The organism is Serpentinimonas sp. SSL01, assembly GCF_056323735.1.
Map to the genome: position 1 here is coordinate 601,767 of NZ_CM150487.1, position 13,211 is coordinate 614,977.

Genomic DNA, 13,211 nt, shown 5'->3' on the forward strand with positions numbered 1-13,211 from the left:
AGCGTGGGGGTAACCCTCACCCTTCGTGTGGCAGCACCAGTTGGCGCAGGTCGCGGCGGGTTTCGACCAGCACCAGCGGGCCGTCGTCGGGCAGTTGCACCGGTTTGGGCTGGCGCGGCAGCTGTGGCGCCGGCACCAGAGCGGCGCTGGCGGCGCGGGCCTGCTCGATGCGGGCCGGGTCGGACTGCACCCACTGCAGGCCGGCTTGGGCGGCCAGCGCCTCGAGCTCTGGCAGCGGCAGCGTGAAGGGGGCGCTGGCTGCGGCCGGAGCCGGGGCTGGTGCTGCAGGCACGGTGGCCGCTGTCGGGGTCTGGCTTTGGTTGCTTGCTGCATCGGCCTGCTGCGCCGTCGCTGCATCAGCCTTTGCCGTTGCGTTCAGAGCGGCAGTGGGGCTGGAGGCAGGTGCGGCAGGCACGGGCTGGCTGCTGGCTCGGTTGAAGTACGAGCGTGCCGGTGCGGCGTCCTCGTGCTCGCTGGGCTCGGCGGCTGCGCTGGCGGCACTGGCTGCGGCGGCTGCTGTGCTGGCCAAGGCTGCGGCGCGCTCTGGGCTGTCGGCGTTGCCCTCGCTGCCCTCGGTGCCTTCCGTGCTGGCGGCGCGTTCGCGCCGGTCGCGGCCGAAGCGGTCGCGGCTGCGGCGGCGCCCACCCGTGCCCTCGTTCTCGCGTTCGCCCGCTGGCTGGCTGGAGCCGTTTTCTTGGGCTACAGCGCCATCGGCCAAGGCCGGCTGGGCGCTGGTGTCGGCGTCGCTTGGGTCAGCAAAGGCTGCGCTGGCATCGGCTGCGGCGGCGCTGCGTCGGCCCTCGCCGCGTCCGCCCCGGCTGCGCTCGCGCCGCGCGTGGTCGGCGGGTGCGCTGGTGCTGGCTTGGCCTTCTGCATCACCAGCGGCGCTGGGCAGCTGGGCTTCGGTGCTGGTGTTTTCTGGGCGCCCTTCGCGCTCGGGCCGCTCGCCGCGCTCTGGGCGACCGGGGCGGCGGCTTTCGCTGCGCTCTGGCCGTTCGCCGGCCTCGGTGCGTGCGCCACCGCGCTCGGTGCGGCCTTCTGTTGTGCCCTCGATGCGGCCTTCGGTACGCCCTTCGTTGCGGCTGGGGCGATCGCTGCGCTCGCCGCGGCGGCCTTCGCCCGTGCGTGCACCGGCTTCGGCAGCGCCTTCGGCGCGGTTGCTGCGTTCAACACGCTCCCCGCGCTCGCTGCGTTCACCGCGTTCTCCGCCACGACCGCGGCCGCTGCCGCCGCGTGGACCGCGTGGCGACTCGGCCTTGGTGGCAGCAGGGCCGGCCGTTGCGGCGCGCGTGGCAGCCGGTGCTGCTGCAGGCGCAGCCTCGGGTGCCGGTGCCAAGCCCAGCAAGCGCTTGAACCACGTCATGAAGCCGCTCGAGGCGGCGGCCGGCACGCCGTGCGCAGCTGCGCCCGCGCTGGCTGCGGTGGTTGGTGTCGCAGTGGGTGCCTGAGGCACCACCGCAGCCGCACCGGTTGCGCCAGCGCCTGGGCTGGCCTTGGCCGCCACTTGCGGGGCCGGGCCGTCGGGCAGCACGCCCTTGATCAGCGGCTCTTGCTTGTTGGCGCGCTCGTGGCTGCGCCGGGTCACGGTGGCCACGTCGTCGATCTCCTCGGCCAGCCGGTAGCTGGCGTCGAGCTTGTCGAGGCGCGGGTCGTCGTGCTTGAGGCGCTCGAGCTTGTAGTGCGGCGTGTCGAGCGATTTGTTGGGCACCAGCAGCACGTTGATGCGCTGGCGCAGTTCGATCTTGGTGATCTCGGTGCGCTTTTCGTTGAGCAAAAAGCTCGCCACCTCGACCGGCACCTGAACGAACACGGCGGCGGTGCCGTCTTTGAGCGATTCTTCTTGGATCACGCGCAGGATCTGCAGCGCCGAGCTCTCGGTGTCGCGGATGTGGCCCGAGCCACCGCAGCGCGGGCAGGGGATCGAGGCGCCTTCGGCCAAGGTGGGGCGCAGGCGCTGGCGGCTCATTTCGAGCAGGCCAAACTTGCTGATGGCGCTGAACTGCACCCGGGCGCGGTCTTGGCGCAGTGCGTCGCGCAGGCGGTTTTCCACTTCGCGCCGGTTGCGCGATTCTTCCATGTCGATGAAGTCGATCACCAGCAGGCCGCCCAAATCGCGCAGCCGCGCTTGGCGCGCCACTTCGTCGGCGGCTTCGAGGTTGGTGCGCAGCGCGGTTTCCTCGATGTCGCCGCCCTTGATGGAGCGGGCCGAGTTCACATCGACTGCCACCAGCGCCTCGGTCTGGTCGATGACGATCGCGCCGCCGCTGGGCAGTTGCACCGTGCGGCTGTAGGCTGTTTCGATCTGGTGCTCGATCTGGAAGCGCGAAAACAGCGGCGCGTCGTCGCGGTAGCGTTTCACCCGATGCCCCTGCTCGGGCATCACGTGGCTCATGAACTGGTGCGCCTGTTCGTAGATGTCGTCGGTGTCGATCAGGATCTCACCGATCTGGGTGTTGAAATAGTCGCGGATGGCGCGAATCACCAGGCTCGATTCTTGGTAAATCAGGAACGCGCCCTTGCCGGCTTTGGCGGCGCCGTCGATGGCGTTCCAGAGCTTGAGCAGGTAGTTCAAATCCCATTGCAATTCGCCCGCCTCGCGCCCAATGCCGGCGGTGCGCGCGATGATGCTCATGCCGCCCGGGTAGTCGAGTTGGTCCAGCACCGCTTTGAGTTCGGCCCGTTCGTCGCCTTCGATGCGCCGGCTCACACCGCCGCCGCGCGGGTTGTTGGGCATCAGCACCACGTAGCGCCCGGCGAGGCTAACGAAGGTGGTGAGCGCCGCCCCTTTGTTGCCGCGCTCCTCTTTTTCGATCTGCACCAGCAGTTCCTGGCCCTCTTTGATCACGTCCTGGATGCGCGCTTGCGCCGGCGCGGTGTTGCCCTGGAAGTATTGGCGCCCAATTTCCTTGAAGGGCAGAAAACCTTGGCGTTCTTCGCCATAGTCCACAAAGCAGGCTTCGAGCGAGGGCTCGACGCGCGTGACCACCGCCTTGTAAATATTGCCTTTGCGCTGCTCGCGCCCTTCGATTTCAATTTCGTAGTCGAGCAGTTTTTGCCCATCCACAATGGCCAGGCGCCGCTCTTCGGCTTGCGTGGCGTTGATCAACATGCGTTTCATAAAATTTCCTCTAGCTTGCACACACCATGCCCCAAAACGGGGCGCACGGCCAGCGGCCAGCGTGCGGCGAGCGAACGAGGAGGAATTGCCGGAGATCCCGGGCGCAAGCGGGGGCTGCGCAATCGGCTGCTGGAGCGCAGCCGCGCAGCCTCAAACCTGCCCAGGCATGGGCGCGTGGAGGGCGGTGAGCAAAGGGGGCCAGTGGTGGGCTGTCACAGCGTATGCCAGTGGGGCTTTGGTTTCACTTTGGTCCGCATGCAGCCTGCGGCGCTAGGGCGCGGGCTGCATGTTTGGGGTATTCCGTATCGGGTTCGCTTCGTTTGTGCTGACCCATCCTGCGGTTCGTGCGGCCGCTGTGGGCGGCTTTGCTGCAGCCTATGCGGGGCGGCACGAAAGGGCAGGGCTGGCGACTTGTTACCGAGCCGGGGGTGGTGGTGCCTTAAAATTCAAGGCTGCCTTAAGGGTTGGCTCAAAGAGGCTTGCTCAAAGGCTTGTCCCACACTCACCCATCGACTCAGGTGGCAACCATTATAAACAATCCCAGCCCCGCCGTGCGCCTGCTCGTGGTCGATGCCGAATCCGACGGCCAGCGGCTCGACAACTACCTGCTGCGCGAGCTCAAAGGGGCGCCCAAAAGCCTGATCTACCGCCTCATCCGCTCGGGCGAGGTGCGGCGCAACAAGGGCCGGGTGCAGGCCGACAGCCGCGTGGTCGCCGGCGATGTGCTGCGCATCCCGCCCTTGCGCTTGGCCGCGTCCGCACAGTCGGCGCCCGATCAAGCGGGGATGGCTGCGGTGCCAGCGCGCGAGTTTCCCGTGCTCTACGAAGACGACGCCCTGCTGGCCATCGACAAGCCCGCCGGGGTGGCCGTGCACGGGGGCAGCGGGGTGTCGTTTGGCGTGATCGAGCAGCTGCGCCGCGCACGCCCGCAAGCGCCGCTGCTGGAGCTGGTGCACCGCCTAGACCGCGATACCAGCGGAATTTTGCTGGTGGCCAAAAAACGCAGCGTGCTGCGCCTGTTGCAAGAGCAGTTGCGCCAGCGCAGCATGGGCAAAAGCTACCTGGCGCTGGTCAAAGGCCCATGGCCAGCCCGGCTCAAAGTGCTCGACTGGCCCTTGCATAAATATTTGCTGCCCGATGGCGAACGCCGGGTGCGCGTCACCGATGCGCACGATCCGCAAGGCATGCGCGCGATCAGTCTGGTGCAGGTGTTGGGGCAACTCACGTTGGCTGGCGCCAGCGAAAGCGGTGCCGCACAAGTGGCCACGCTGCTGGCTGTGACCATTAAAACCGGGCGCACGCACCAGATTCGGGTGCATTTGGCGCATGCTGGGCATCCGATTGCCGGTGACGACAAATACGGCGATTTTGATTGGAATCGTGTCTTGCAAAAACTGGGTGGCAAGCGCATGTTTCTGCACGCCTGGAAATTGCGCTTCGCGCACCCTGTGTTGGGGCAGGAAGTGCAACTGCAGGCGCCATTGCCCCCCGATTTGTTGCATTGGGCCGATTGCCAGCGTTTTTTGTGATTACAATCGGGCCTTCTGCTACCACCCTTCATTTAAAGGAATCTCGATATGGCCACTTACGCCGAACTCAAAGCCCAGGCCGAAGCCCTGCTGCTGCAAGCCGAGCAGGTGCGCAAGCAGGAATTGACCAATGTCATTTTGGGTATCAAGGCCACCATGAAAGAGCACGGCATTACGCTCGAAGACTTGGGTGCCGCAGTGCGCAAGGCCGGTGCCCGCGCCAAAGCCCCGGCCAAATTCAAAGGCCCCAACGGCGAAACCTGGTCTGGCGGTCCAGGGCGCAAGCCCGAGTGGGTGCGGGCCCTGCAGGCCGAAGGCAAAAACATCGAAAACTACCGCATTTGAGTGCCCCGCCGCGTAAGCGGCGTCGGTTCAGGCGTCAGCGGCGTAAGTTCAGGCGTCAGTGGCGTCGGTTCTGCGATAATCCGCTGTCAAGCGCGACGCTTTGTCTTTGGGTGCAGCGTCAGGCCCGCCCAGCAGATCCCACGGGGGCGCTTGAATGCGCCCTTCCTCTTTTTTGTAGTCACCCGTCCCATGCGCCCGCGCCAATTCGACCTGATCGCTTTCGACTGGGACGGCACCCTGTTCAACTCCACCGCCCAGATCGTGCGCGCGATCCAAGCCGCCGTGCGCGACGTCGGCGGCCAAGTGCCCAGCGACGAGCAGGCCGCTTGGGTGATCGGCATGGGCCTGATGCAGGCGCTGGCCCACGTTGCCCCCGACGTGCCCCCCGAGCGCTATCCCCTGCTGGGCCAGCGCTACCAGCAGCATTATTTGGCGCAGCAGCACGAATTGACCCTGTTTGAGGGCGTGTTGCCCTTGCTGGCCGAACTGCGCCAGCGCCAGCACCTGCTGGTGGTGGCCACCGGCAAAAGCCGCCGCGGCCTCGACGAAGCGCTGCATTCGGTGCAGCTGCAAGGGGTGTTCGACGGCTCGCGCACCGCCGACGAAACCGCAGGCAAGCCGCACCCCCTGATGCTGCACGAGCTCATGCAGGCGTTCGACGTGGCGCCCGAGCGCACGCTCATGATCGGCGACACCACGCACGATTTGCAGATGGCGCGCAACGCCGGCTGCGCCAGCGTGGGTGTGAGCTACGGCGCCCACGACCACGCCCATTTCGACCCCCTCGGGCCCTTGCAGGTGGTGCATTCGGTGCCCGAACTGCGCGCCTGGCTGGCCGCACACGCCTAAGCGCACAGGCATCCAAGAGAACACAACATGGCGGTGCAATGGTTTCCCGGGCACATGTACGCGACACAAAAAGCGATCGCCGAGCGCCTCAAGTCCATCGACGTGGTGATCGAACTGCTCGATGCGCGCCTGCCGGGCTCGAGCGCCAACCCGATGCTGGCGCGCCTGATCGGCCCCAAGCCCACGCTCAAAATCCTCAACAAGCAGGATCTGGCCGACCCGGCCCAAACGCAGGCCTGGCTGGCGCACTACCAAAGCCAGCCCCACACCCGCGCCATCGGGCTCGATGCCAGCGTGGCCGGGCCGGCGCGCGCCCTGATCGGCGCCTGCCACGAGCTGGCCCCTAGGCGCGGCGGGTTGGCCAAGCCCATGCGTGTGCTCATCGGCGGCATCCCCAACGTGGGCAAATCCACCCTCATCAACACCCTGGTGGGCAAGCGCGCCACCCGCGTCGCCGACGAAGCCGGGGTCACGCGGGCGGAGCAGCGCATTTTGCTGGCCGACGATTTTTACCTCTACGACACGCCGGGCGTGCTGTGGCCCAAGATCATCGTGCCCGAAAGCGGCTACCTGCTGGCGGCCAGCGGCGCCGTGGGGCGCAACGCCTACGACGAAGAAAGCGTGGCGCTCGAGCTGCTGCTGCGGCTGCGCCAGCCTTATGCCGCGCTGCTGCAAGCGCGTTACCAGCTGCCGCAAACGCTCGAGCAGATCGCCGCCATGCCCGATGACGCCTTGCTGCAAGCCATCGGCCAGCGCCGGGGCTGCCTGCTGCCCGGCGGGCGCCTGAACACCCAAAAAGCCGCCGAGGTGCTGTTGAGCGATTTTCGCAGCGCCGCCTTAGGGCCCATCACGCTCGAGACGCCGCAGCAATTTGCCCAGTGGCTGCGCGCCGCCCAGCAAGCCGAGGCCGAGCGCGCCGCCGAGCGCGCTGCCGCGCGCCTACCCAAACCCCAAGTGGATCGCGCATCCCACACCTGACCCTCCCAATGGACGCCTTTCTGATCGCTTTTTTGTTTGGCTTGGGCTACTTCATGCTCAAGGCGCGCAGCGAGCGCGAGCGCATCGCCTTGCTCAGCAGCCACCTGCGCCGCTACCAGATCGAAAAGCTGATGGAGCAGCTCAACCACGGTTACCTACGCGCCCTCGGCGAGCCCGACCCCGAGCGCCGCAACCCGATGTGGGCCGCACTGAGCGAGGCCGAGGGCCAGCTGGCGCAGCAGCTCAGCGACTTGGCTGCCGACATCGGCCAGCTGCCGGCCGAGCAAACCCGCCTGTGCCGCGTCAGCCTGCCCATGATCGAGCGCTGGCTGCCCCAGTCCACGCTCGATTTGCGTGCCGTGCTGCGCGTACACGCTGAGGCCGTGCGAGCCGCCACCGCCAACCACGAGCAGCGCAGCGCCAAAGCGCGCGCCCACACGCTGCTGGCTGAGCTGATGCTGTTTCAGCACACCTGTCACTGGTTCTGCAAATCGCGCAGCGTGGCCTCGTTTCGCCTGCTGGCGCGCCACCGCACCGCCTACGAGCAGGTGCTCGAAGCCGTCGCCGTACCCACCCGGCGCGCCTATCTGGCGTTGCTCGAAGGCGGCCCGCGCGCCGCCTAAAGGCTAGAATCGTCGGCTTGCGCCCCGATGGTGAAACAGGTAGACACAGCGGACTTAAAATCCGCCGCTTGCTGCATAAGCGGCGTGCCGGTTCGATTCCGGCTCGGGGCACCAGCGCTGGCTTAAATGGAGTTTGCATGTCGGCCATCAAAATCGTCACCCTCGGCCAAAGCGGCCTGCAAGTGCCCGTCATCGGCTTGGGCACCATGACCTTTGGCGAGCAAGTGGGCGCGGCCGAGGCCTTTGCGATCATGGACCGGGCGCTCGAGCGTGGGGTCAACTTCTTTGATACCGCCGAGATGTATTCGGTGCCGCCGCGGGCCGAAACCTATGGCGCCACCGAGCGCATCATCGGCCAGTGGCTGGCGGCGCGCCCCGGGGTGCGCCAGCGCGTGGTGCTGGCCACCAAAGTGGCCGGGCCAGCGCGCGGCATGAGCTGGATTCGGGGCGAGCACACCGGCCTGACGGCGCCCGAGATCGTGGCCGCCTGCGAAGGCAGCCTGCGCCGCTTGGGCACCGACACCATCGACCTGTACCAAATCCACTGGCCGGCGCGCAACGTGCCGATGTTTGGCACGATGTACTACGACCCGTCCAAAGATCGGCCATGCCCCTCGATCTTGGAGCAGTTGCAGGCGCTGGCGCAGCTGGTGCAGCAGGGCAAGGTGCGCGCCATCGGCCTGTCCAACGAAACCCCCTACGGCGTGCACGAGTTCGTGCGCTTGGCCGAACAGCACGGCTTGCCGCGCGTGGCGAGCGTGCAAAACCCCTACTGCCTGATCCACCGTGGCGCAGAAAACGGGCTCGACGAAACCCTGCACCGCCTCGGGGTCGGGCTGCTCGCGTATTCGCCGCTCGGCTTTGGCCTGCTCACGGGCAAGTACGATGACAGCGGCTTTGAGGGCGCCGACCCGGCGCTGGGCCGCATGGCGCGTTTTGCCAGCATGCGCCAGCAGCGCTGGGGCCGCGCCAGCGCGCTGCAGGCGGCGCGCCGCTACAACGCCTTGGCGCGCGAGCACGGCCTGGCGCCCACCCAAATGGCGCTGGCTTTTTGCTACACCAAGTGGCAGGTGGCCAGCACCTTGATCGGCGTCACGTCGCTGGCGCAGCTCGATGCCTGCCTAGACGCCTGGGGCACGGTGCTGGCGCCCGAGCTGCTGCAAGCCATCGACGCCATTCGGCTCGAGCAGCGCGACCCGGCCTATTGATCAGCTCGCCAGCGCTGATCCAGCGCTGCATTTACAAGGCATGAGCAAGGGATGACGATGATTGTTGAGTGGCTCTGGCTGCCGGTTGTGGTGCTGGCGTATTTGATCGGTTCTCTGTCGTTTGCGGTGCTCATCAGCCGCATCATGGGTTTGAGCGACCCACGCACCTACGGCAGCCAAAACCCCGGCGCCACCAACGTGCTGCGCTCGGGCAACAAGGTGGCGGCGGCGCTCACGCTGCTGCTCGATGCCTTCAAGGGCTGGCTGCCGGTGTGGCTGGTGCTGCAGTTTGGGCCCGCATGGGGGCTGGGCTGGGGCACGGTTGCGCTGGTTGGCTTGGCCGCCTTCATCGGCCATGTGTATCCGGTGTTTATGCGCTTTCAGGGCGGTAAAGGGGTGGCCACCGCCGCCGGGGTGCTGCTGGGTTTCGAGCCCCTGCTGGGCCTGCTGGTGCTGCTGTCGTGGGTGCTCACGCTATTGCTCACGCGCTACTCCTCGCTGGCGGCGATCGTGGCGGCGCTGGTGGCGCCGCTGCTCTATTGGTTCGGTTCGCCCGCCTGGTGGCAGATGCAACCCGCCTTAGGGCTTGCCATCAGCGCCATGAGTGCGCTGCTGCTGTGGCGCCACAGTGGCAACATCCAGCGTCTGCTGGCCGGACAAGAGAGCCAGGTGGGCCGCAAAAAAGGCTAATGCGCCAGCGCCATGCGCGACAGGTGCAGCAGCCGGGCGTGGTTGAGGCGCACGCGCACCGTTTGCGCCACCAAGGCCGCGGCAATGCCGCAACCGTCGCTGCGGGTGTCGATGAGCGTGGGCTCGGCCAGCGCCGCCCCGGCGACGTCGAGCACGCTGGCCACCCAAGGCGCGCCCGGCTGCGTGGTGCGGCGCAGCACCACGGCAATGGTGTCGTCTTCGAGGCGCACAAAGCTGCCCGGCGGGCAAATGCCCACGGTGCGCAGCAGGGCGTGGCCGATGGCGTTGATCGCGCTTGCTCCGCTGCCTGCACCTGCATCGGTGGCTAGCATGGCGTGCCGGCCCGAATCGGTCACGCAGCGGCCGGCGCGGGTTTCACGCGGGCTGATCTGCGCCGCGTAGCGGTCGGCGGCTTGCAGCAGCCGGGTCGGGGTGTCGAGTTCGTCAGAGCGTTCGTGGTGCTGCTCCACCGTGTGCAACCAGTCAGCATCGGTGACGCCGAGCTCGCGCAACCACTGGGCGCCCCGGGCGGCGTGGGTGTCGATGGCGGCGCGTTGCTCGGCACTGGGTTCGATGGTCTGTTCGGCCAAGGTGTTTTGCAGCTGCGTCATGCCAATGTTCATGGTCAAGGCCGCGTGTGCCAGGCTGTCCTGCTTGGCTGCGGGGCAATCGAGGCTGGGCGCCACCAGCCTGCACAAGGCCCAGCACATCAGCGCGTGCGAGCTGCTGTAGCCGATGCTGGAACTGGTGGCCAGTTGCAGCAACCAGTACAGGCTGGCGTCAGGGTCGATTTGCAGCAGCTCTTGGGCTTGCACCTGCAGCGCATGCAAACGGGCGCAAAAGTCTTTGTGCGTGCGGGGCTGCAGCAGCAGGTGCGCCAGATCGCTCTCGAGATCGGACCAGCGCAGCGTCCACTCGCGCATGAGCGCGTAGGCGGGGTCGGGCGCAGCGGCAAAATTCATGGGCGGCAAGCGGGCGGTTTCAATCGCGAAAATTGTTGAAGCTCAGGGGCAGGTCGGGCAGGGCTTGGCGGATCAGGGCCATGGCGGCTTGCAGCTCGTCGCGCTTGGCGCCGCTGACGCGCACCGCCTCGCCCTGGATGGCGGCTTGCAGCTTGAGCTTGCTGCCTTTGATGGCTTGCTGGATTTTTTTGCTGTCTTCGCTGGCGATGCCTTCGCGCACCTTGAGCACTTGGCGCACCTTGTCGCCGCCCATTTTCTCGATTTTACCGGCATCGAGGAAGCGCACATCGACGCTGCGCTTGCTCAGCTTGGCGCGCAGGATGTCGTCGATCTGGGCGAGCTGAAAATCGCTGTCGCCGCTGAGCACGATGTCGTTTTCTTTGAGCTCGATGGCGGCGCTGGTGCCTTTGAAGTCGAAGCGGTTGCCGATTTCCTTGGCGGTTTGATCGACGGCGTTTTTGATTTCAACCCGGTCGGGTTCGAGGACGGTATCGAATGAAGGCATGGTGCGGTGCTGGTAATGTAATGCGGGGGTGCGACAATAGCCAGATGTTAGTCGAGAACAACGCGGCCTTGCAGCCGCACAACACATTTGGCATCGCGGCGCAGGCACAGCGCTTGTTGCGGCTGCGCAAGGCCGAGCTGCTGCCCGACTTGGTGCGCCAGCCCGGTTGGTGCGCCGAGCGCCTGCGCGTGCTCGGGGGCGGCAGCAACATCGTGCTCACCGGCGACGTCGAGCCCTTGGTGCTGAAAATCGAAATGCTGGGGCGGCGCCTGTTGCGCGAGACCGAGGCCGGCTATCTGGTGGAGGCCGACGCGGGCGAAAACTGGCACGATTTCGTCGCCTGGACGCTGGATCGGGGCTGGTATGGGCTCGAGAACCTCGCGCTCATCCCCGGCACGGTGGGCGCGGCCCCGGTGCAAAACATCGGCGCCTACGGGCTCGAGCTGCAAGACCGCTTTCATTCGCTCGACGCCATCGATCTGCACAGCGGCGAGGTGCACAACCTAGACGCGGCGCAGTGCCGCTTCGGCTACCGCGACTCGGTGTTCAAGCGCGAGCGCACCGTCGCACCGGGCCATGGGCGCTGGCTCATCACGCGGGTGCGCTTTTGGCTGCCCAAGCGCTGGCAGCCGGTGCTGGGCTACCTCGAACTGGAGCGCAAAGTGGCCGAGACCGGCCTAGAGCAGCCCACGGCGCGGCAGATTTTTGACTGGGTGTGCCAAATCCGGCGCGCCAAGTTGCCCGACCCGGCCGTGATCGGCAACGTCGGCAGTTTTTTCCAAAACCCGCTGGTCAGCCGCGAGCAGTGTGCCGAAATCTGCGCCCGCCATCCAGCCGTGGTGCACTACCCGCTGCCCGATGGGCGCGTCAAGCTCGCAGCCGGCTGGCTGATCGAGGCCTGCGGCTGGAAGGGCCAGACGCTGGGCCGCGCCGGCGTTTATGAAAAACAAGCGCTGGTGCTGGTCAACCGCGGCGACGCCTACCAGCCGTGCAGCGGCGCCGATGTCATGGCGCTGGCCACCGCCATCCAAGCCAGCGTGCTCGAGCGCTTTGGCGTGCGGCTCGAAATCGAACCGGAGCTGTGGTGAGCCCTGAGCCCTCTAGCCCCACGCCCGCATCGGCGGCGAATCTGGGCCCGGTGCTGCAAGACGGCGTGCGCCGGCGCGAGGCCTTCGGCTGGGCGATGTTCGACTTTGCCAATTCGGGCTACACCACGGTGGTCATCACGGCCATCTACGGCGCATACTTCGTGGCCGGCATCGCCGGCGGCGCCACTTGGGCCACGCTGGCTTGGACGGCGGCTTTGGCTTTTTCCAATCTGCTGGTGCTGCTCAGCGCCCCCGTGCTGGGGGCTTGGGCCGATGTGCACGCCGGCAAAAAACGGCTGGCGGCGCTCACCACCCTCGGCTGCGTGCTCACCACGGCGGCGCTGGGCTGGGTTGGGCCGGGCAGCGTGCTGCTGGCGCTGGCGCTGCTGGTGCTGTCGAATGCGTTTTTCAGCTCCGGCGGCAATCTGGTGGCGGCCTTTTTGCCCGAGCTCGCGCGCCCGCAGCGCCTAGGCACCCTGTCGGGCTGGGGCTGGGGCTTGGGCTACGTCGGCGGTCTGCTGTGCCTGGCGCTGTGTTTGGCCTACATCACGTGGGCGCAGGCGCGCGGCCACACGGCATCGGAGTTCGTGCCGGTCACCTTGCTCATCACGGCGGGCCTGTTTGCCCTCACGGCCCTGCCGTTTTTTATTTTGGTGCGTGAGCGCGCGCAGCCGCAAACGCGCTCTGGAATCTCGGCTTGGGCGCAGGTGGCCAAGACCTGGCGGCAGTCGGCCCGATATCAAGACATGCGCCGCTTCATCATCTGCATCGTGTTTTATCAGGCCGGAATCATGACGGTGATCGCGCTGGCGGCCATCTACGCCCAAGAGGTGATGGGTTTTGACACCGCGCAGACGGTGATGATGATTTTTGTCGTCAACATCACCGCCGCCATCGGGGCGCTGGGTTTTGGCTACCTGCAAGACCGCATCGGCCCGGTGCGCGGCATTGCGCTCACGCTGCTGGGCTGGATAGCGATGGTGCTGGTGGCCTGGTCGAGCGAGAGCGCGGCCAGCTTTTGGGTCGCGGCCAACTTGGCCGGGCTGTGCCTAGGGGCAAGCCAGTCGGCCGGGCGGGCGCTGGTCGGCTACCTGGCACCGCCGGCGCAGCGTGCCGAATTTTTTGGGCTCTGGGGGCTGGCGGTGATGCTGGCCTCGATCGTCGGCCCGCTCACCTACGGGCTGGTGACTTGGCTCACCGGCGGCGACCACCGCACCGCCATGCTCGTCACCGGCCTGTACTTTGTGATTGGGCTGCTGCTGCTGCGCGGGGTCGATGCCGAGCGGGGCTACCGGGCGGCTTTGGCGCAGGGCTGA

General features: G+C 66.9%; 12 protein-coding genes and 1 tRNA gene. 10 read left to right on the plus strand and 3 right to left on the minus strand.

Translation table 11 applies throughout. The annotated features are described in order from the left end of the window. Positions 1-16 precede the first annotated feature (16 nt). Positions 17-3,118, minus strand: a complete 3,102-nt coding sequence (locus tag ACVMK0_RS02850) for an Rne/Rng family ribonuclease (RefSeq protein WP_476464233.1) — start codon at positions 3,116-3,118, stop codon at positions 17-19. A gap of 518 nt (positions 3,119-3,636) precedes the next feature. On the opposite strand from ACVMK0_RS02850, the gene ACVMK0_RS02855 reads away from it, so the two are divergent. The 8 genes from ACVMK0_RS02855 to plsY all read left to right on the plus strand — a co-directional run bounded on the left by ACVMK0_RS02855 (position 3,637) and on the right by plsY (position 9,340). Next, positions 3,637-4,647 (plus strand): RluA family pseudouridine synthase, encoded by a 1,011-nt coding sequence (locus ACVMK0_RS02855; RefSeq protein ID WP_476464234.1) that lies wholly within the window; start codon positions 3,637-3,639, stop codon positions 4,645-4,647. A gap of 48 nt (positions 4,648-4,695) precedes the next feature. After that, positions 4,696-4,992, plus strand: coding sequence for an H-NS histone family protein (locus tag ACVMK0_RS02860; protein WP_250959655.1), 297 nt, complete (start codon positions 4,696-4,698; stop codon positions 4,990-4,992). A gap of 189 nt (positions 4,993-5,181) precedes the next feature. Continuing rightward, the gene (locus ACVMK0_RS02865) at positions 5,182-5,841 is read left to right on the plus strand and encodes an HAD family hydrolase (RefSeq protein ID WP_045534830.1); all 660 of its coding nucleotides are present in this window, start codon (positions 5,182-5,184) and stop codon (positions 5,839-5,841) included. 27 nt (positions 5,842-5,868) lie between these two features. Next, positions 5,869-6,819, plus strand: a complete 951-nt coding sequence (gene ylqF, locus ACVMK0_RS02870; protein ID WP_476464235.1) for a ribosome biogenesis GTPase YlqF — start codon at positions 5,869-5,871, stop codon at positions 6,817-6,819. A gap of 8 nt (positions 6,820-6,827) precedes the next feature. Beyond that, the gene (locus ACVMK0_RS02875; protein WP_250959653.1) at positions 6,828-7,442 is read left to right on the plus strand and encodes a hypothetical protein; all 615 of its coding nucleotides are present in this window, start codon (positions 6,828-6,830) and stop codon (positions 7,440-7,442) included. Between the two features lie 21 nt (positions 7,443-7,463). Beyond that, positions 7,464-7,556, plus strand: a tRNA-Leu gene (locus ACVMK0_RS02880). 23 nt (positions 7,557-7,579) lie between these two features. Continuing rightward, positions 7,580-8,650 (plus strand): aldo/keto reductase, encoded by a 1,071-nt coding sequence (locus tag ACVMK0_RS02885; RefSeq protein WP_476464236.1) that lies wholly within the window; start codon positions 7,580-7,582, stop codon positions 8,648-8,650. Positions 8,651-8,707: 57 nt separating this feature from the next. After that, the gene (gene plsY / locus ACVMK0_RS02890; RefSeq protein ID WP_476464641.1) at positions 8,708-9,340 is read left to right on the plus strand and encodes a glycerol-3-phosphate 1-O-acyltransferase PlsY; all 633 of its coding nucleotides are present in this window, start codon (positions 8,708-8,710) and stop codon (positions 9,338-9,340) included. On the opposite strand, the gene ACVMK0_RS02895 is transcribed toward plsY, so the two are convergent. Both ACVMK0_RS02895 and ACVMK0_RS02900 read right to left on the minus strand, forming a co-directional pair. After that, entirely contained in the window at positions 9,337-10,302 is a 966-nt protein-coding gene (locus ACVMK0_RS02895; protein ID WP_476464237.1) for an HD-GYP domain-containing protein, read from the minus strand. The two genes, plsY and ACVMK0_RS02895, sit on opposite strands and share 4 nt — an antisense overlap. 19 nt (positions 10,303-10,321) lie before the next feature. Beyond that, positions 10,322-10,807 carry a YajQ family cyclic di-GMP-binding protein gene (locus ACVMK0_RS02900; RefSeq protein ID WP_045534840.1) on the minus strand — a complete coding sequence of 162 codons (486 nt, stop codon included), beginning with the start codon at positions 10,805-10,807 and terminating at the stop codon, positions 10,322-10,324. A gap of 44 nt (positions 10,808-10,851) precedes the next feature. Between ACVMK0_RS02900 and murB the strand changes: the two genes are divergently transcribed. Both murB and ACVMK0_RS02910 read left to right on the plus strand, forming a co-directional pair. After that, positions 10,852-11,895, plus strand: a complete 1,044-nt coding sequence (gene murB, locus ACVMK0_RS02905; protein WP_476464238.1) for a UDP-N-acetylmuramate dehydrogenase — start codon at positions 10,852-10,854, stop codon at positions 11,893-11,895. Continuing rightward, entirely contained in the window at positions 11,892-13,211 is a 1,320-nt protein-coding gene (locus tag ACVMK0_RS02910; RefSeq protein WP_476464239.1) for an MFS transporter, read from the plus strand. Before murB ends, ACVMK0_RS02910 begins: the two co-directional genes overlap by 4 nt.